Annotated in this window: 13 protein-coding genes; 12 read left to right on the top strand and 1 reads right to left on the bottom strand. The window is 44.0% G+C overall.

What is annotated here, in order from left to right:
- The first annotated feature begins 10 nt into the window (after nucleotides 1-10).
- From prc to rmf, 12 genes are all read left to right on the top strand, one after another.
- On the top strand, nucleotides 11-2,017 hold the full coding sequence (prc, locus tag DBX26_RS07695; protein WP_014231892.1) for a carboxy terminal-processing peptidase: 2,007 nt from the start codon (nucleotides 11-13) through the stop codon (nucleotides 2,015-2,017).
- 195 nt (nucleotides 2,018-2,212) lie between these two features.
- Nucleotides 2,213-2,878 (top strand): hypothetical protein, encoded by a 666-nt coding sequence (locus DBX26_RS07690; RefSeq protein WP_014231891.1) that lies wholly within the window; start codon nucleotides 2,213-2,215, stop codon nucleotides 2,876-2,878.
- A gap of 229 nt (nucleotides 2,879-3,107) precedes the next feature.
- Nucleotides 3,108-5,714, top strand: a complete 2,607-nt coding sequence (gene pepN, locus DBX26_RS07685) for an aminopeptidase N (RefSeq protein ID WP_118118582.1) — start codon at nucleotides 3,108-3,110, stop codon at nucleotides 5,712-5,714.
- A gap of 58 nt (nucleotides 5,715-5,772) precedes the next feature.
- Complete coding sequence (locus DBX26_RS07680; protein WP_014231889.1) at nucleotides 5,773-5,991, top strand: DUF2835 domain-containing protein; 219 nt, start codon at nucleotides 5,773-5,775, stop codon at nucleotides 5,989-5,991.
- A 201-nt stretch (nucleotides 5,992-6,192) separates the two neighbouring features.
- Entirely contained in the window at nucleotides 6,193-11,034 is a 4,842-nt protein-coding gene (locus tag DBX26_RS07675; protein ID WP_118118580.1) for an NAD-glutamate dehydrogenase, read from the top strand.
- A gap of 309 nt (nucleotides 11,035-11,343) precedes the next feature.
- Nucleotides 11,344-12,354: a quinone-dependent dihydroorotate dehydrogenase gene (gene pyrD, locus DBX26_RS07670; protein ID WP_014231887.1), complete on the top strand. Its 1,011-nt coding sequence runs from the start codon at nucleotides 11,344-11,346 to the stop codon at nucleotides 12,352-12,354.
- A gap of 166 nt (nucleotides 12,355-12,520) precedes the next feature.
- On the top strand, nucleotides 12,521-13,063 hold the full coding sequence (locus DBX26_RS07665) for a cell division protein ZapC (protein ID WP_014231886.1): 543 nt from the start codon (nucleotides 12,521-12,523) through the stop codon (nucleotides 13,061-13,063).
- Nucleotides 13,064-13,559: 496 nt separating this feature from the next.
- Nucleotides 13,560-15,683 carry a bifunctional 23S rRNA (guanine(2069)-N(7))-methyltransferase RlmK/23S rRNA (guanine(2445)-N(2))-methyltransferase RlmL gene (rlmKL, locus tag DBX26_RS07660; protein WP_014231885.1) on the top strand — a complete coding sequence of 708 codons (2,124 nt, stop codon included), beginning with the start codon at nucleotides 13,560-13,562 and terminating at the stop codon, nucleotides 15,681-15,683.
- Between the two features lie 14 nt (nucleotides 15,684-15,697).
- Complete coding sequence (locus tag DBX26_RS07655) at nucleotides 15,698-15,940, top strand: glutaredoxin family protein (RefSeq protein ID WP_014231884.1); 243 nt, start codon at nucleotides 15,698-15,700, stop codon at nucleotides 15,938-15,940.
- On the top strand, nucleotides 15,918-17,837 hold the full coding sequence (locus DBX26_RS07650; protein WP_014231883.1) for an ABC transporter ATP-binding protein: 1,920 nt from the start codon (nucleotides 15,918-15,920) through the stop codon (nucleotides 17,835-17,837). The genes DBX26_RS07655 and DBX26_RS07650 overlap by 23 nt, the downstream gene beginning before the upstream one ends.
- 7 nt (nucleotides 17,838-17,844) lie before the next feature.
- Nucleotides 17,845-19,566 (top strand): DUF3466 family protein, encoded by a 1,722-nt coding sequence (locus DBX26_RS07645; RefSeq protein ID WP_118118578.1) that lies wholly within the window; start codon nucleotides 17,845-17,847, stop codon nucleotides 19,564-19,566.
- 171 nt (nucleotides 19,567-19,737) lie between these two features.
- Nucleotides 19,738-19,911: a ribosome modulation factor gene (gene rmf, locus DBX26_RS07640; protein WP_014231881.1), complete on the top strand. Its 174-nt coding sequence runs from the start codon at nucleotides 19,738-19,740 to the stop codon at nucleotides 19,909-19,911.
- Nucleotides 19,912-20,080: 169 nt separating this feature from the next.
- Here the strand turns inward: rmf and fabA are convergent, their stop codons facing one another.
- Nucleotides 20,081-20,599, bottom strand: coding sequence for a bifunctional 3-hydroxydecanoyl-ACP dehydratase/trans-2-decenoyl-ACP isomerase (gene fabA, locus DBX26_RS07635; protein WP_014231880.1), 519 nt, complete (start codon nucleotides 20,597-20,599; stop codon nucleotides 20,081-20,083).
- Between the last annotated feature and the right edge of the window lie 41 nt (nucleotides 20,600-20,640).

Genomic DNA, 20,640 nt, shown 5'->3' with positions numbered 1-20,640 from the left:
ACTCCTACGCATGAATTGCCGTTCAAAAGTGACCCTGATCGCTGCTAGCTTATTGCTAGCAGCATCAGCTCAGGCTCTAGAAGCCAAACTACACAAAGATGACTTGCCGGTGCTCACTCCTGAAGTTCAGCACGAAACGGCCAGCAAGAGAGTCACCTCTCGATTCACCCGCTCTCATTACAAGCATTTCAGTCTCGATGACGATTTCTCTAAAGCGATTTTTGAACGCTATGTAGAAATGCTTGATTATAATCGAAATATTTTCACTCAAGCCGATATAGACGCCTTCAAAGATTGGTCTGTAGAGCTGGATGATCAGCTTAAAGCTGGCAATAACCAGATCGCATTCGATGTCTATAATCTGTCTATGCAAAAACGTTTCGAGCGTTTTGCTTATGCGTTGACCTTGCTCGACAACGAAATCAAATTTGATAACGATGATCAGATCGAACTTGATCGTTCAGAAGCAGCATGGCCAAAAAATGAGTCGGAAATTAATGAGTTATGGCGAAAACGTGTTAAGTATGACGCGCTCAATCTGAAACTGACTGGCAAAGAGTGGCCAGAGATAAAAGAAGTTTTAGAGAAGCGTTATAACAACGCGATGAAGCGAATCACTCAAACCAATAACGAAGACGCATTCCAGCTCTACATGAATGCCTTCGCAAGACAAGTCGATCCTCATACTAGCTACCTTTCTCCACGCAACGCAGAACAGTTCCAGTCAGAAATGAACCTTTCACTGGAAGGTATTGGTGCCGTTTTGCAAATGACGGATGATTACACTGTTATTCGTTCACTCGTGGTTGGCGGCCCAGCTTCGAAGAGCAAACAGCTTGGTGAAGGTGACCGCATTATTGGTGTTGGTCAAGATGGCGAAGAGATTGTCGACATTATTGGCTGGCGTTTAGACGATGTGGTTCAGTTAATCAAAGGGCCAAAAGGCACCAAGGTTAACCTTCAGATATTGCCAGAAGGCGCTGGAGCCAAGAGTTACATTGTCACAATTGTTCGTGACAAAGTACGTTTGGAAGACCGAGCTGTTAAGTCAGAAGTGATCGAGAAGAACGGCAAGAAAATTGGCGTTTTGGAAGTACCGAGTTTTTACGTCGGTTTGTCTAACGATACGGACAAATTGCTGGCGGAATTTAAAACCAAGAATGTGGACGGCGTGATTGTCGACTTGCGTAACAACGGTGGCGGTGCTTTAACAGAAGCAACGGCGCTGACGGGACTATTCATCAAAGAAGGTCCGGTCGTACAAGTTCGCGATAGCTATGGTCGAATCAAGGTCAATGCGGATACGGATGGACAAATCAGTTACGATGGTCCTTTAACGGTGCTGATTAACCGTTATAGTGCGTCTGCTTCGGAAATCTTTGCCGCAGCGATGCAAGATTATAACCGCGCTATCATTCTTGGTGAGAACTCGTTTGGTAAGGGTACTGTCCAGCAGCACCGCTCGTTGAACCATATCTATGACCTTTTTGATAAAGAGCTAGGGTATGTTCAATACACAATTCAGAAGTTCTACCGTATTGATGGTGGTAGTACTCAGAATCGTGGGGTAGCGCCGGATATTGCTTATCCAACGCCAATCGAAGCTTCTGAAACCGGTGAAAGTGTCGAAGAGAACGCGCTACCTTGGGATAGCATCGATAAAGCGAGTTACACAATGTATCCGGACAACGATACGTTGGTAGCGAGTTTAACAAAGCTGCATAACAAGCGCATCGCGGATGAAATGGAATTCCGATTCATCAACGAAGACATTGAGAAATATCGTCAAGATAAAGACAACAACTTTTTGTCGCTCAATGAAAAAGTGCGCAAAGCGGAGCAAGATTCTGAAGACAAGCTTCGTCTGGAGCGCATCAATGAACGTCAGGCATTACTAGGCAAAAAGGCATTTAAGTCGTTAGATGATGTGCCTAAAGACTACGAAGCCCCAGACGTTTATCTCGATGAATCTGTCTCAATTATGATTGATATGTTGAAACCAACTGATCAGTCATAACGACTAAACATTCAATACTACAAGAGCGAGTCCTTATGACTCGCTCTTTTTTTCTATCTTTTTATCTTCATTTCCCAGCCATATTGAGATAAATATGCGCTTTTTTTGTACTAACAATTTACGTGATGAATCTCAAATATTTCGCGAAACAGATGACTAAAGACTAAGCTAAAAGAAAACGATAAGGATGCCGATATGAAATGGTTCTTTATTTTACTTAGTTTTTTTTGCTTTAGCGCGTACAGCGCAGACAACGCTCGTGAAGAAGAATTAAGTCACTTTGACACCCCGTTTTTAATCGGGGATTGGTATTTGCTGAATCAGAACTCAGGAGAGTCTGCGGAAAACTTTCGCGCCATCAAACTGTCTTTGGGTTCTGACTATATGTTCTCTATTGATATCCAGAAAAAGGACTATTCCGTTGACCATTGGGAAGGGATGTACAATGTCAACGAAGATACGATTGTTCTTGGCCTGAATACCGATGAGCCCCAAATCTATGCGTACCGGAATAACCACAACACGCTTGATCTTAATGGTGTCACCTTCACCAAGGGTCTATCGAACGCGCTGGCAGGCATTTGGTCTAGCTCTCACGTCTCTGGAGATGGCCTTGCCGCAAGTAAGATCAGCCACATGGACTTGATTCTCCAACCCGATTTCGTTTTTCTATTCCGCGTTTCGAATGAGGCCGGGAAAGAATCAGTGAAACAGGGTGTCTTTTATACCGAGGATGAGTACTTAGTTCTTTTGTATGAAAACGGCGAGCATGGAACCACTTATAAACTTAACAAAAACGAATTGACGATAGAAGACTCAAATGGTGATATGTACGCGGTTTTAAATAGAGTTACACAATAACAACTATCTATAATTCTTCACCGTGATGTAACCCTAGTGAATGCAAGTAATGTTGTATAAATGTTAACCACAAAGTAGAGCTAGTACACTATTAGCTCTATTTTTTGGTGTAAAGGCTTGTATTTTGATACCACAGGCACTACTAATAGCTTATATAGTGATACCACTTCGATGTTTTAGTCATTAAAGAAGTGGTTTTTTATTCTTCGACAGACAAGGATTTATGGACATGTCCCAAGCTCCTCAAGCTAAATATCGTAAAGATTATCAAGCGCCATCTCATACTATTACCGACATTGATCTCACGTTTGATCTATTCGATAACGACACTATCGTTACTGCGGTATCGAAAGTCATACAAAAGGGTGAACTCACAACATTGGAGTTAGATGGCGAAGGGCTGGAGCTTCGTTCTGTCAAAGTGAATGGAGAAGACTGGGCTCATCATGAAGTGAAAGAAGCCTCTCTGGTTCTTTCTGATCTACCAGCTGAATTTGAACTTGAGATCATTACTAAGATTGATCCTGAAGCGAATACGGCACTTGAAGGTTTATACAAGTCTGGTGGTGCTTTCTGTACTCAGTGTGAAGCCGAAGGTTTCCGTCGCATCACGTATTACCTGGATCGCCCAGACGTATTGGCAAAATACACGACGAAAGTGATTGCCGATAAAGGGACATACCCTTACTTGCTGAGCAACGGTAACCGTATTGCAGAAGGCGACGCAGAGAATGGCCGCCACTGGGTACAATGGCAAGACCCACACCCGAAACCAGCGTACTTATTTGCACTGGTTGCTGGTGATTTTGATGTACTGCGCGACAACTACACCACTATGTCTGGTCGCAATGTCGAGCTAGAGATCTTTGTTGATAAAGGTAACTTGGATCGTGCGCCGCACGCCATGACGTCACTGATCAATTCAATGAAGTGGGACGAAGAGCGCTTTGGCCTGGAGTATGACCTAGACATTTACATGATCGTGGCTGTAGATTTCTTCAATATGGGCGCGATGGAAAATAAAGGTCTGAACATCTTTAACTCGAAGTTCGTTCTAGCCAACGACCAAACGGCGACTGACCGCGATTATCTGGGAATTGAAGCCGTAATTGGTCATGAGTACTTCCATAACTGGACGGGTAACCGCGTGACTTGTCGCGATTGGTTCCAGTTAAGTCTAAAAGAAGGCTTAACAGTTTTCCGTGATCAGGAATTTTCGTCAGATCTTGGCTCTCGCGCTGTTAACCGTATCGATAATGTTCGTATTATCCGTGGTCCTCAGTTTGCTGAAGATTCGAGCCCGATGTCGCACCCAATTCGTCCAGATAAAGTTATCGAAATGAATAACTTTTACACGCTCACTGTTTATGAGAAAGGCAGTGAAGTCATTCGCATGTATCACACATTGCTAGGCGAGGAAGGTTTCCAAAAAGGCATGAAGCTTTACTTTGAGCGTCATGATGGCACAGCTGCAACATGTGAAGATTTTGTATCGGCGATGGAAGATGCAACAGGCGTTGACCTACAACAATTCCGCTTATGGTACAGCCAGTCGGGCACACCAACATTGCGCGTGAACAGCGAGTACAATGCTGAAGCTAAAACTTACGCGCTAACCGTTGAGCAGTTTACCGAGGCAACGCATGATCAAGCGGAAAAACAAGCGCTGCATATTCCATTTGATATTGAATTGTACGACGACAAAGGTCACGTGATTCCATTGATTATCAATGGTGAGTCTGTTCACAATGTTCTAGACATCAAACAAGACAAACAGACTTTCGTGTTTGAAAATGTCGATGTTAAACCAGTACCATCATTGCTACGCGAGTTCTCCGCACCAGTAAAACTGGAATACGGTTACAGCGATGAAGAACTGATCTTCCTGATGAAACATGCCACAAACGATTTTGCACGCTGGGATGCAAGCCAAATGTTGCTGGCGAAATACATCCGTCAAAACGTCGTGAACGTTCAAGCGGGCGAGGAAGTCAAACTTTCTGAAGAGTTGATTGATGCGTTCCGTGGCGTATTGCTTGATGCCAACCTGGAACCAGCGTTCATCGCACAGGTGTTATCATTGCCTTCTATCAATGAAATTACCGGTTGGTACCAACAGATTGATATCGATGCGGTTGATACCGTACTCAATAGCATTACACTGTCACTTTCTAAAGAGTTAGAAGATGAACTAAGTGCAACCTACCATACGTTGAAGCAGGCGGATTACTCTATCGAGCATGATGCTATTGGTAAGCGTGCGTTGCGCAATCAGTGCCTTCAATTCCTTGCGCATACTGAAAATGGCAACCAACTTGTTCAGGAGCAATATGCATCTGCAAACAACATGACAGATACGATTGCTGCGATGACGGCTGCCAATAATGCACAGCTTGAATGTCGTGAAACGTTGATGGCGGATTACAGCGATAAGTGGAAACACGATGGTTTGGTTATGGACAAGTGGTTTGTACTGCAAGGCAGCAACCCAGCTGAAGATGCACTTGAAAAAGTAAAAGCAACCATGTCACACGAAGCATTCAGTTTGAAAAACCCGAACCGTATTCGTAGCTTGATCGGTTCGTTCTTGAGTGCAAACCCAGTGCATTTCCATGATAAGTCAGGTTCAGGCTATCTGTTTGCGGGTGAGATTCTGCGTCAGTTGAATGACACCAACCCGCAAGTGGCATCTCGTCTGATTGATCCGCTACTTAAGTTCCGTAAATACGATGAAAGTCGCCAGGCGCTGATTCGTGCAGAACTTGAAAAACTGAAAGCGATGGATAATCTTGCCAAAGACTTGTTTGAAAAAGTCACCAAGGCACTAGACGAATAGTCATCAAACGAATAGGGTGGTCTGAGTGACCACCCTTTTTTTATTAACGTTTTACCTAATGAAGTACTACTATTTCTCACTCAACATTCCATATCAGACATTTCGTTCACATTATTCTGGTGTTTCAAACACGATCCAAGTTGTGACTCACAACGGTTTAAGACTTCAGTTATCAGCGGCTAAATTCAGACCATTTCTTACTCAATTGGGCATTAGAGGGCAGTTTAGGCTAACAACTGACCAAAATAACAAGTTTATTAAGTTGGAAACTCTGTGAGGTAAGATATTTCTAGATGTTTAAATAGGTATCTTAGTCACAGAATCAGACATTTCACCTCATACCACTACTAATAGTTGTTAAACATTTGTAATTATCCTTTTACAATGGGTCGTATGCATTACCAATGCTTAGTTTCAGGGAAGTTATCCCTTTGCTAAGTCCCCCTACAAAACAACAATTATTCTGTGGAGTGTGAATATGACCGCGCGTGAAAATGTAGTGCCGGTTCTGCTTGAAAAAGTTTACCAACTGATTCAAGACAAACTCGAGCTTTCTCACCAGACGCTTGTAACAAAACTTGCTCAACACTTATTTAGTAATATTTCCGATGACGACCTGGTCCAGCGAAATGAATCCGACCTCTATGGTGCCGTAATTAGCCTTTGGCATCATATCAACGAAAAAAAACCTGAAGATGTTTCTGTACAAGTCTTCAACCCGACCGTCAGCCGTCAAGGTTGGCAATCGACTCACACAATCGTAGAAGTTGTTGTTCCAGATAGCCCGTTCTTAGTGGACTCAATCAAGATGGCCTTAGCTCGTCTAGATTTGGTGTCTCATCTTATGTTGAACAATCCAACTCAACTTCAACGAGATGAGAAGGGCCACATTATCGATGTAAACGGTGAAGGTGGTGTCCTTCAGTCTTTGTTCCATATCGAAGTTGACCGTCTTACCAGTAAAGAAGAGATGCAGGCACTGAAAGCTGAGCTATTAGATATCCTTTCTGATACGCGCCTTGTGGTAAGCGACTGGAAAAAGATGGTCGACAAGCTGAAAGTCGTTACTGATCAACTTGAGCAGAATAAAGAACGCGTAACGATCCAAAAGGATCGTATGGATGAGACCATTGCATTTTTGCGTTGGCTAGGTGAGCACAACTTCACCTTCATGGGTTACAAAGAATATGACCTTGTTGAAAACAATGGTGATACAGAACTAAACCCTGTGAAAGAGAAAGGTTTGGGTCTGTTTGCGGACGACAAGCGAGTTCGCAGCGTGAAACTGTCCGAACTGTCTGATTCAGCAAGACTAGAAGCGAAAAAGCCATACGCGCTGATCATGACAAAAGGCAACCGACCATGTCGTATTCACCGTCCTGCTTACACTGACTATATTGGCATCAAGAAGTTTGATGAAAATGGCAAAGTGATTGGTGAGCACCGCTTCACTGGCCTTTACACGTCGGCCGTATACAACCAAGCGGTTCAAAGCATTCCTCTGATTCGTGAAAAAGTGGATCGTATCCTAACTGCAAGTGGTTACCGTCACGGATCATACTCATACAAAGCACTGCACAATATTTTAGAAAACTACCCACGTGATGAGCTGCTTCAAGCAAACGAAGAAGAGTTGCTGGAAGTCGGCATGGGCGTGGTGCAAATGCAAGATCGCGACTTGATTCGTCTGTTTGTACGTAAAGACCCGTTTGGCCGTTTCTTTAGCTGCATGGTCTACGTAACAAAAGACCGTTACAACACAGAATTGCGTCGCCAGACTCAACGTATTTTCAAACAATACTTTGGCTGCGAGCAAGAAGTTGAATTCACAACTTACTTCTCAGAAAGTCCTTTGGCCAGAACGCATTACATTGTTCGTGTAGACAATAACAACATTGACGTAGACGTGAAAAAGATCGAGCAAAACCTAATGGAAGTTTCCACCTCTTGGGACGACAGACTTAAAGAATCCATCATCGCTAACTTTGGTGAAAGCAAAGGTCTTCCACTTTCAAAAGAGTACATGAGTTCATTCCCGCGTTCATACAAAGAAGATATGATGCCTAGCTCTGCAGTTGCAGATATTGAACGTTTGGAAGCATTAAGCGACGACAACAAACTGGGCATGTTGTTCTACCGTCCTCAAGAAGAAGCGGCAGATTCAAAAGCGGTACGTTTGAAACTCTACCACCGAGACGAGCCGATCCACCTTTCTGACGTAATGCCAATGTTAGAAAACTTGGGTCTACGCGTGATCGGTGAATCTCCATATGAGATCGAGAAAACCAACGGTCAGACATTCTGGATCCTTGATTTCTCAATGTTGCATAAGAGCGAGAAAACGGTAGATCTTCGCGAAGCGCGTGATCGATTCCAACAAGCATTTGCAGCGATTTGGTCTGGTAACCTAGAGAGTGATGGCTTTAACCGATTGGTACTAGGTGCTTCACTGACTGGCCGTGAAATCTCAATTCTTCGTGCTTACGCGCGCTACATGCGTCAAGTTGGCTTTCCATTCAGTCAGCAATACATTGAAGATACGCTAAGCCACTACCCAGATTTAGCAACAGGTCTAGTTAACCTGTTTACCAAGCGTTTCGATCCTAAGCACAAAGGTAGCGAGAAAGGTCAGAATGATCTTATCAAGAAACTGACTGAGCAATTGGATCGTGTAGAAAGCTTGGATGACGATCGTATCATCCGTCGTTACATGGAAATGATCATGGCGACGCTACGCACCAACTACTACCAAACTGACGAGAACAAACTGCCTAAGCCTTGGTTGTCATTAAAGATGAAACCGAGTGAAATCCCAGAGATTCCACAACCGGTACCGGCATTTGAGATCTTCGTTTACGCACCGGACATCGAAGGTGTTCACTTGCGTGGTGGTAAAGTAGCACGTGGTGGCTTGCGCTGGTCAGATCGCCAAGAAGATTTCCGTACAGAGATTCTTGGTCTGGTTAAAGCTCAACAAGTTAAGAACACTGTTATCGTTCCTGTTGGTGCGAAAGGTGGTTTCGTTTGTAAACGTCAACCATCTCTGACTACACGTGATGAGATCTTCGCGGAAGGTCAACGTTGTTACAAACGCTTTATTCGCGCATTGCTTGATGTATCAGACAACATCATTGAAGGCGAAGTAGCGCATCCGCAAAATGTTGTACGTCACGATGAAGACGACCCATATTTGGTTGTTGCTGCAGATAAAGGCACTGCAACATTCTCAGACTTAGCGAACTCAGTCTCTGACGAATACAACTTCTGGCTGGGTGATGCATTTGCTTCTGGTGGTTCTAACGGTTACGACCACAAAGCAATGGGTATCACAGCAAAAGGTGGTTGGGAGTCAGTAAAACGTCACTTCCGTGAAATGGGCATTGATTGTCAAACCACTGACTTTACTGCTATCGGTGTTGGTGACATGGCAGGGGACGTGTTTGGTAACGGTATGCTGCTATCTAAGCACATTCGTTTACAAGCTGCGTTTAACCACATGCACATCTTCATTGATCCAAATCCAGATTCAGCGTCAAGCTGGGAAGAGCGTAACCGCTTGTTTAATCTGCCAAGATCAAGCTGGGAAGATTACAATAAAGAGTTGATCTCTGAAGGTGGTGGCATCTTCTCTCGCCGTGCGAAATCGATCCAGTTAACACCTGAAATTCAGAAAATGTTGGGTACTAAGAAAGCTTCTATGGCACCAAACGATCTGATTAAGATGATCCTGAAAATGAAAGTGGATCTTCTATGGAATGGTGGTATCGGTACGTACGTTAAAGCTTCTAACGAGACGCATACTGACGTTGGCGACCGTGCAAACGACATGCTACGTATCGACGGTCGTGATCTGAGAGCGAAGGTTGTAGGTGAAGGCGGTAACTTGGGTATGACTCAACAAGGTCGTATCGAATACGCACTTAACGGCGGCCGCGTGAACACCGACTTCGTTGATAACGTAGGTGGCGTTGACTGTTCGGATAACGAAGTCAACATCAAGATCTTCCTGAATGGTTTGGTTTCAAACGGTGATCTGACTGTTAAACAACGTAACCAAATCCTAGAGTCGATGGAAGATGAAGTCGGTGAAATCGTTCTTGATGATGCTTACTGCCAATCAGAGTCAATTTCTGTTACTGAGCAGCAGGGTGTTGGTATCGTTAAAGAACAGATTCGCTTCATCCATACTATGGAGAAAGCAGGGTTCCTGGATCGTGCGCTGGAATACATCCCTGATGACGAAACGCTTATAGAGCGTGAAAAGCAGGGTTTGGGTCTGACACGTCCAGAGCTTTCTGTTCTGGTTGCTTACGGTAAAATGGTATTGAAGCAGCAGCTTGTTACGGACGAAATCGCAAATGACGAGTTCCATGCGAAGCAGCTAGTTGCGTACTTCCCAAGTGAGTTACGCCGTAACTATAAAGATCAGATGGTCAACCACCCGCTACGTGCAGAAATTATCGCGACAGCGCTGGCGAACCAAATGGTTAATGAGATGGGCTGTAACTTCGTCACTCGCTTGCAAGAAGAGACGGGTGCAAGTGTTGTTGATATCGCCAATGCATACAGTGCAGCACGTGAAATCTTCGAGCTAGAATCGATTCTAAAACAGACTCGTGAGCTGGATAACGTAGCGACAGCGCAAGCACAGTACGAAATCATGTTCTATGTTCGTCGTGCTCTACGCCGAATTGCTCGTTGGCTACTGCGTAATCGTAGCGGCAAATACACCGTGGGCGAATTGATCAATCTTTACAAACAAGATGTGAACGTTATCAGCGAAACGCTAGATAGCATGCTTGTTGAGTCAGAAGTTGAAGAACACAACGAACTCGCACAAGTTTGGATGGACAGAGGGGTTGAAGAGAAACTGGCCCATCAAGTTGCTCGCTTATCAAGTCTGCAATCTGCACTGGATATTTCTGCAGTGGCAAGTGAAACAGGCAAAACGGTTGAGCAAGCGTCTAAGTTGTACTTCAACTTAGGGGATCGTCTGTCTCTGCACTGGTTCTTGAAGCAAATCAACAACCAAGCTGTAGACAACAACTGGCAAGCGTTGGCTCGAGCAGCGTTCCGTGAAGACTTAGATTGGCAGCAACGTCAGCTAACCGCTCAGGTACTAAATTGCAACTGCGCATCAGAAGAGTTTGATGTGATAGAAGCACTTGATAACTGGATGGAATCTAATGAACCTTCACTGCAACGTTGGGAAAGTATCCTAAACGAGTTTAAAGTTGGCTCTGTCCATGAGTTTGCGAAATTCTCGGTTGCACTGCGTGAGTTGGTATTGCTTAACTTAAACTGCTCACCAAGCGAGTAGGAGAGTTAGCGTTTTAGACAAAGCCTCGTAGAGATACGGGGCTTTTTTGTACCTAAATACCAGGTCTTAGCGAAATTTAAGTTACGCTGTCACCATGAATTTAACTTTATATGTACTGAAATCGATTGCTTTTTCATAAATAATTATGATTTTTGCACTCAAATAATGATTTTAAATTACTGTTTTTAAATGATAATTAATTTTGAGAAATATGATTTTACTTAATTCGTTCATTTTCATTGAATTACGATTAAAAACAGTAAATAATATTGACCCGTTTACACGGGGCTTTTTTCTTTCGGAGGCACAATGCTTTACCGTCTAGCCAGAACTGGCTTTTTCCAACTTGATGCCGAAAAGGCACATGATCTTGCAATTAAGAATTTCCAACGCTTTAACGGCACACCTCTCGATCTTTTCTATCGTCAACAATTACCAAATCGTCCAGTAGAGTGTATGGGGCTAACGTTCCGTAACCCTGTCGGTCTCGCTGCTGGTTTAGACAAAAACGGCGAATGTATCGAAGCGTTTGATGCGATGGGTTTTGGTTTCGTTGAAGTCGGTACCGTAACACCACGTCCGCAACCTGGTAATGATAAACCACGTCTGTTCCGTCTAGTGGAAGCAGAGGGCATCATCAACCGTATGGGCTTTAACAACCTAGGTGTTGATCACTTGGTTGAGAATGTGAAGAAAGCGAAGTTCGATTGTGTACTTGGTATCAATATCGGCAAAAACAAAGATACGCCGATTGAGAAAGGGGCAGAAGACTACCTGATTTGTATGGAAAAAGTATACGAATACGCAGGTTACATTGCGGTGAATATCTCTTCTCCAAACACGCCAGGATTACGTTCGCTTCAATACGGCGAGGCATTGGATGAGTTGCTTGCTGAGTTGAAAGCAAAGCAATCTGAGCTAGCAGAAAAGCACGATAAATACGTACCGTTGGCACTGAAGATCGCACCAGACTTGAGTGATGACGAAATCGTTCAGATTTGCGAATCACTAATTAAAAACAACATCGATGGTGTGATTGCGACGAACACAACATTGGATAGAACCGTTGTTGAAGGTATGAAACACGCGAATGAAGCGGGTGGCTTAAGTGGCCGTCCGGTACAGTCCCGTTCTACTGAGGTGGTTCGTAAACTTCACGAAGCGCTTGGCGACAAACTTCCGATCATTGGTGTGGGTGGTATCGATTCTTATGTTGCGGCAAAAGAGAAGATGATGGCCGGAGCACAGTTGGTCCAAGTCTATACAGGTTTTATTTACCACGGTCCAGGTTTAGTACGCGATATTGTTAAAAATCTTTAAAATAATTTAACAACTCGCTGAGTTTACATTAGTTATTACAAAAAAAGAGGATCTTGTTTCCTCTTTTTTTTTGTCCGTTCATTTGTAGAATTTAAAAATCATGAGTAGGTAATTAAGCGTCTTACCTCTTTACCACTGATTTAACTAGTCAAGAGAGAACGGAACAATGCTTAAACCCAGCGACAAATGGAATTGGTATTATGACGAGCATAAAGCTTGTTTAATGCTGGATTTAGGGGAGGAAATGATTTTCCAAACCAATCTATCCCGAAAGCTGTTAGTCAACTGCGCCTTCTCAAACAACGAATTTACTGTCGATGATGCTAGTGCGTTTCAGACCTTTAATGAACGTATTCGCTGTCTCGATATCAGTGAATACCGTCAAGCAGAGCTAACCCTATACTGCGTAGCTGCTAAACGCTTCCATAAGCCAGTACAACCTAAAAGTTGGTTTTTCGATGCTCAGTCTTCTGGATATGAGCCAGAAGAGGGGGATATGGTCTTCCTGACGAACCAATACTCTGAAGGTGTCTTCATTGTACTTGAGCCTGGAGAAACCTCTAGCTTGTGCCTTTACGTGGGACAAGAAGAGTTTGTGCTTGATGGAAGCAAGTCTCTACCATTTGGCCAACCGATTAAAGTGATGCACGACCGTATGGCGTGTGCAAGCCACCTGTTTGTGATGGCACCCATGGCCATGGTTGGATAACCTGATTTAATTTCTTTATTTCGTTCCTTTGTTTGCCTTAATCGACCGCTTCAGGTCGATTTTTTTTATCCGAACACTTCACTCTTTTCACATAAATACCTCTGCAACTGTACATTTTTCGTGCACTTAATCATGAGGTAGGTCACTTTTATTCCACTTTCTTTAACTTAGTTTCTCTTAATGTTAGGCAACTCGGCGCTTAACATTCACCTGTTTATTCCCCTATATCAGAAAAATGTAATTAAATAACAACCATATCTGATTGTTGGTATAGACCAAAATGGATGTAAATAAGTATTCACTATCGCTGTGTGAATAGCATCTTGGTTAAAAGGAGGACGAGGTGAAAGTTGATTAAAATGCAAAATGTAGGAACTTTCAGATCACTTAACTGGTGAGTGTTTGTGCTAACGGAAGGGAAAATACCTTTAAAAACGAGGCATTGATCGTAAAGTCAGGTATAATTGAAGCCATTTTTTATCAGCGAAAGAACACTATGAATCAATATCTCGCGGTAACTTCAAATGGCATGGAAAATTTGCTTGTTGAAGAACTGACTAAACTAGGCATCGAAAATGCGAAACCAGTACAGGCAGGCGTAAAATTTAAAGCGACAAACGAACAAGTTTATCGCTGTTGTTTGTGGAGCCGTTTGGCGTCTCGATTTGTACGTGTTTTATCTGAATTCACCTGTAACGATGATATGGACTTGTACCTTTCTACAATGGCCATTAACTGGGTGAACCAATTCCATAGTTCAAAGCGTTTCGTTGTTGACTTTAACGGCACAAACCGTGAAATCCGCAATAGCCAATACGGTGCGATGAAAGTAAAAGATGGCATCGTCGATTGCTTTGAAAAGAAAGGATTACCACGTCCAAATATCAGCAAAGAGCGTCCGGATATCCGTGTTCATGTTCGTTTGCACAAAGACAAAGCACTGCTTGGTGTGGATATGGTGGGTAGTGGACTTCATCAGCGTGGCTACCGTCCGGAATCAGGCCGTGCACCTCTTCGTGAAACATTAGCTTCTGCGATCATCATGCGTTGTGGTTGGGATGGTCATCAGCCTTTACTCGACCCAATGTGTGGTTCAGGCACGTTACTTATCGAAGCCGCGATGATGGCAGCCAATATGGCGCCTGGTGTTAAGCGTAAGCAATGGGGCTTTGAATCGCTAGAAGACTTCGAACCTGAGCTGTGGGCAGAGATTAAATCTGAGGCCAATGTTCAGGCACGTCGTGGTGTCAAAAAAGTTGACGCAAAGTTTTTCGGCTTTGATAACGACCCTAAGGTATTGAAAGTCGCTCAAGATAACGCTCGCAGAGCAGGTGTTGAAGAGCTGATCGAATTTGCACAAGGTGACGCGGCAACCATCACTCGTCCAGCAGGGTTTGAGCATGGCGTTATTGTTTCTAACCCTCCATATGGTGAGCGTTTAGGTACAGAGCCTGGCTTGATTGCGCTATACACCGCATTTGGTGGGCAGCTTAAATCTGAGTTCGGTGGCTGCAAAGCGTCGATTTTCTCTAGCTCTGATGAATTGCTTAGCTGCCTTCGCATGCGTGCGGATAAACAGTTCAAGTTAAACAATGGTGCGTTACAGTGTCACCAGAAGAATTACAGTATTGCAGAACGCAGTGTTGATGAAGTGAAAGGCGCGGATACCAATGTACAAATCGCACCTGACTTCTCTAACCGCCTGAAGAAGAACATGGGTAAGATTGGTAAGTGGGCTCGTAAAGAAGAGCTAGACTGCTACCGAATCTACGATGCCGATCTTCCTGAATACAACGTTGCAATTGATGTATATGGCGATCAAATCGTTATTCAAGAGTACGCTGCACCTAAGAACATCCCAGAAGAAAAAGCCAAACGTCGTTTAACCGACATCATCCGTGCAACTATTCAGGTAACGGGTGTGGAAGCGAACAAAGTCGTACTTAAAGTTCGTGAGAAACAAAAAGGCCGTAATCAGTACCAGAAACTGGGACAAGTCTCTGAAACGTTGGAAGTTCATGAGTATGGTGTGAAGCTGATCGTAAATCTTCACGACTACCTTGATACGGGTCTTTTCCTTGATCATAAAATCACTCGTCGTCGCATCGGTGAAATGGCAAAAGGGAAAGATTTCTTAAACCTGTTTGCTTATACAGGTAGCGCTACGGTTCACGCAGCCGTTGGTGGTGCTCGTTCAACCACGACGGTTGATATGTCTAACACCTACCTGAACTGGGCGAAAGACAATATGCAGCTTAACGGTTGTGTAGGGCGCCAGCATCGCTATGAGCAAGCGGATTGTCTGCAGTGGTTAGAAAATGCAAAAGGCGAGTACGATCTTATCTTTATTGATCCACCGACATTCTCGAATTCTAAGCGTATGGAAACGTCGTTCGATGTTCAGCGTGACCACATTAAATTAATGAAAAACTTGAAGCGTCTGCTGAGAAGTGAAGGCACTATCGTGTTCTCAAACAACAAGCGTCATTTCAAGATGGATGAAGAAGCGTTGGCTGAATTGGGTCTGAAGGCTCAAAACATTTCTTCTCAAACGCTACCGCTGGATTTTGCTCGTAACAAACACATTCATAACTGCTGGTTGGTTACACACGCAGAGTAAAAAAGGATTTTGAAGTGCTGACATTGTATAGCACAGAGGGCTGCCATCTTTGTGAGATGGCATTCTCTCTAATAACTGAGGTCGGTCTGGCGGAACAGACTGATATCGTCGACATAGCGTTCGATGATGAACTATTTTCTCGTTACGGCGTCACGATACCCGTACTCAAATATCAAGATTCTGAGCTGAACTGGCCGTTTGACTCAGAGCAACTTACAAATTGGTTGGAAAATAATGGCATTACTTACCATTCATAATGCGCAGTTGGCATTTGGCGATCATCCGTTACTCGACCATGCAGAATTTGCCTTACAAGAAAATGAACGAGTGTGTTTAGTAGGGCGAAATGGTGCCGGTAAGTCCACGTTGATGAAAGTGCTTGCTGGCGACATTGTACTGGATGACGGAAAAATCCAGATCACTCAGGACGTCGTCGTCTCTCGTTTAGAGCAAGATCCACCACGTAACCAGGAAGGCACCGTTTACGAATACGTATCGGGTGGCTTAGCCGAAGTCGGTGAACAGCTGAAGATCTATCACGATCTTCTGGATCTTGTCGCTCAGGACCCAAGTGAAAAGCACATTAATCGCTTATCTAAGGTTCAGGAGCAACTTGATCATTCCAATGCATGGCGCTTTGATGATCGCGTTAACAATGTTTTAAGTGCGCTGAAACTGAGCCCGGAAACAAAGCTGACGGATTTATCTGGTGGTTGGCAACGTAAAGCCGCATTGGCGCGAGCGCTTGTGTGTGATCCTGATGTACTGCTTCTGGACGAGCCAACTAACCACCTTGATGTAACAACTATCGAATGGTTAGAGAACTTCCTGAAAGACTTTAAAGGTTCGATCATCTTTATTTCTCACGACCGTGCTTTCATTAAGTCGATGGCAACACGTATCGTGGATCTCGATCGTGGTCAACTTGCTTCATTTCCGGGTGATTACGAAGGCTACCTGACAGAAAAAGAAGAGATGCTTCGTGTTGAAGATATGCAGAATGCAGAATTCGACAAGAAACTTGCTCAAGAAGAGGTATGGATTCGTCAGGGCATTAAAGCACGTCGCACTCGTAATGAAGGCCGTGTGCGCGCACTGAAGAAACTCCGTGAAGAGCGCCGTGACCGCCGCGATGTGCAGGGTAAAGTTAACCTGAATATCGATGATGCCTCTCGTTCCGGTAAAATTGTCTTTGAAGCTGAAAACGTATCCTTTGCTTATGAAGGCAAAAAAATCGTTGATAACTTCAGCTTCAATATTATGCGTGGCGATCGAATCGCACTAATTGGTCCAAACGGCTGCGGTAAGAGCACGGTACTTAAGTTACTTTTAGGCCAGTTAGAAGCACAGTCAGGACGTCTGCATTGTGGTACTAAGCTTGAAGTTGCATACTTTGACCAGTACCGTGAGGTATTAGACCCAGAGAAATCTGTGATTGATAACTTGGCTGATGGTAAGCAAGAAGTCATGGTTGGCGGTCGTCAGCGCCATGCTCTGAGTTACCTGCAAGATTTCTTATTTGCACCAAAACGAGCAAGAACACCAGTTAAAGCGCTTTCTGGCGGTGAAAAAAACCGTCTATTATTAGCGCGTATCTTGCTGAAACCAAACAACTTACTTATTCTTGACGAACCAACCAACGATTTGGATATCGAAACGTTGGAACTTTTAGAAGAAATGCTTGCCAACTATCAGGGTACGTTACTGTTAGTAAGCCACGACCGTGAGTTTGTTGATAATACGGTGACAACAAGTTGGATCTTCGAAGGAAATGGAGTCATCGAAGAATTTGTTGGTGGTTATCACGATGCAAGACAGCAACGTGAGCAGGTACTGGCCGCTCGTCAGTCGGCTGAAAAAGCAGCGAGTAAAGAAAAAGTGGTTGAGGAAACTCCCAAAACACCTCAGCCTAAGAACAACTCGAAGAAATTATCATATAAGCTGCAAAGAGAACTAGAAGCTCTTCCAGCTAAACTAGAACAATTAGAGTCGGATATTGAGACGTTGCAAGAACAAGTGAATGATCCGGAATTTTTCGCTAAATCTGTAGAACAAACTCAACCGGTATTGGAACAGCTTGCTGCTCTTGAGCAGGAGTTGGAAATCGCATTCGAGAGATGGGAAGAACTCGAAGCAATGCAACAGGATAGTTAAGAATTCAATGAATTGTAGTCACAAATTCAAACTAACCGCCATCGCGATGATGGTAGGTTCATCAATGAGTGCAAACGCTGCATTGTATCAAGTTATCGAAGTTTCACCTGAGGTAAACGGTGACGTTGTCGATTTTGAATCGGCTTATGGTGTCGCGATTCAGCAGGGTGATGTTGAGGATGCCTCTACAGGCTCTCCATTTGCTCTAGGGTGTTTTGATTCAACAGCAAACTGTACAGATGATCAATTTAAGCTGGCCGTAGAGAGCCGTACAACGCCATTATCGGCAGGTCAGGCAGTCGACGGTATTAGCTACCGTGAAGAAGTACCATTTGGAATGGACTCTCGATTTTCTTACGTAGACGATCGTGATGATTTTGAAAGTTACTGTTATTACAACCTTGGCTACAACACCTGTGAGACATGGTCTGCGGTAAACATTGTGCCTTGGGAGAACGAACGCTACAAAGACTTTACCTCAAATGCTTTGGCATTTGTCGAAGGTAATAGCGCGGCGTACACAAATGAGTACAACAACGTTATCAATAGCTTAACGTCAACCGGTGAAGCAGTTGGTAACCAAAGCGTAATCAGTGCAGATGATTCATCTACGCTGGAAACGCGTAACACAGTGGTTGCTCCGTTTACTCCAAATATCGTTACCGAAGAAGATCAAGCGGCTGTTGTTGAAAGCCATGCGTGGAAAACTGATGGTACTTTCACATCGGGTAGTGTTTCGCGTACAGCAAGCAACAATAACGGTACTCACCATACCTCTAAAGCTGCTATCTGGGACCAGAACGGTGATGTTTCAGAGCTATCGTGGCCAAGTAATACGTCAAGCGACAACAATCGTCTGGCTCAAGGTAGCATGCGTGATTTCATCGTTGATGGTACGACAGTCTACGGCGTTGGTTACAACACGTATTCTGACAACAACTACATGAACGCGACCGTGTTTGTGGGCACGCTTGCGTCTGAAACATCGATCGAAAACGTTACTTGGTCGAACAAAGTGGTAACTGGCGCACGTCAGAGAGAAGACGGTGATACCATTCACTCGAACTCACGTCTGACAGCCGTTAACTCAAACTTTGTTGGTATCGGTGAGGCAAAACGCAGTATCCCGACAGCGGGTGCATATCCTAATCGTTTGTTTATCGTACCTGATGTTCGTTCTGACTCTCTAAGCGCAGTGTACCCAACTTCTGGCATCTTCTTTAATGGTGCGGGCGGTAAAATGGGTGGCATTAACGCTTACAACGAAATTGTCGGTCAGATAGACGCTGACTCTACGCGTGAAGATGACGGTAAACCACGTCGTAAGCGCGGATTCATTTACCCATATAGCGCAGATGGTGCAGCAAGCGAACGTGCTGAATCACTATTCGGTGGTAAGGCATGGCTTCTAGATTCACTGACTAACGGTGGTGACTACTCTGACGCGAACAACCAGTTCCGTATCATCGATGCAACAGACATCAACGATGCAGGTGTGATATCAGCTACTGCATTGAAGTGTTCTGGCGGCTATAACTCTGCAGCGCACAATGCTTCTTGTGATGTTACCGAAGAAGTCGTTGCGGTTAAACTAATGCCTATTCCTGATCAAACACAGGACGACATCGTTTCTCGAAACGTGGAAGAAGAAAGTGCGACACGCGAAGGTGCCGGACTTGGTTGGTTAGCTTTGACCATACTTGGCTTGTTTGGGTTCCGTAGAAAATAGTTAAAAAATTTTAATACAAGCACAGACTCACAGATTTGAGTCTGTGCTTTTTTTATGCCTTGAGAAAATTCCAAAGTTGATCGATTCTTGTAGTTGGAGTCATAAAAACTCCATTAAAGTTTCACAAAAACAGAAGCAATTTTTCAAATGGATCTGTATGAGGAATTACCTATGAAGAGACAAAAGCGTGATCGCCTAGAACGAGCTCAATCTCAAGGCTATAAAGCTGGGTTGAATGGAAGGTCCCAAGAGGCTTGCCCATATCAACAAGTTGATGCTCGGTCGTATTGGTTAGGTGGTTGGCGTGATGCCAGAGATGAAAAAAACTCTGGTCTCTATAAATAATAACTCCCACATACAATAGAAGGATTTGAAAGGGCTCTTAAAAGAGCCTTTTCTGCATTCTGAGCAAAAGAAAATTGACAGGGATGGGTATCGCGAAGTGCAACAAAAAGCATGAGATACAAAAAAGGCTCCAACCGGAGCCCTTTAAGAAATAGCAGAAAATCTTAGCTTAGAAGCTAGAAGTGTCCTGGAACAAACCAACTTTAAGATCTTTCGCTACGTAGATTTCTTTACCGTCTACTAATACACGGCCATCCGCTAGACCCATAACAAGCTTACGGTTTACGACGCGCTTCATGTGGATTTCGTAGGTTACTTTTTTCGCTGTTGGCAGGATCTGACCTGTGAATTTCACTTCACCTACACCCAGAGCACGGCCTTTACCTTCACCGCCAATCCAGCCTAGGTAGAAGCCAACAAGCTGCCACATAGCATCTAGGCCAAGACAACCTGGCATTACCGGGTCACCAGGGAAGTGGCAATCAAAGAACCAAAGATCTGGAGTAATATCCAATTCCGCTAGAATTAAGCCTTTACCAAAGTCGCCTTCCGTTTCTGACATTTTGGTAATACGATCCATCATAAGCATGTTTGGCGCAGGTAGTTGTGGGCGACCTGGGCCGAATAGCTCACCTTGGCTCGAAGCTAGAAGATCATCACGATTATAAGAATCACGTTTGTTTTGCATTATCAATCACTCCAATTTTTGACAGATGCATCTTAGTGAAC

The organism is Vibrio sp. dhg (assembly GCF_003443775.1).
Taxonomy (GTDB): Bacteria; Pseudomonadota; Gammaproteobacteria; order Enterobacterales; family Vibrionaceae; genus Vibrio; species Vibrio natriegens.
The sequence above is the reverse complement of the archived record's forward strand: the minus strand, read 5'-3'. Positions and strand labels throughout refer to the sequence as shown.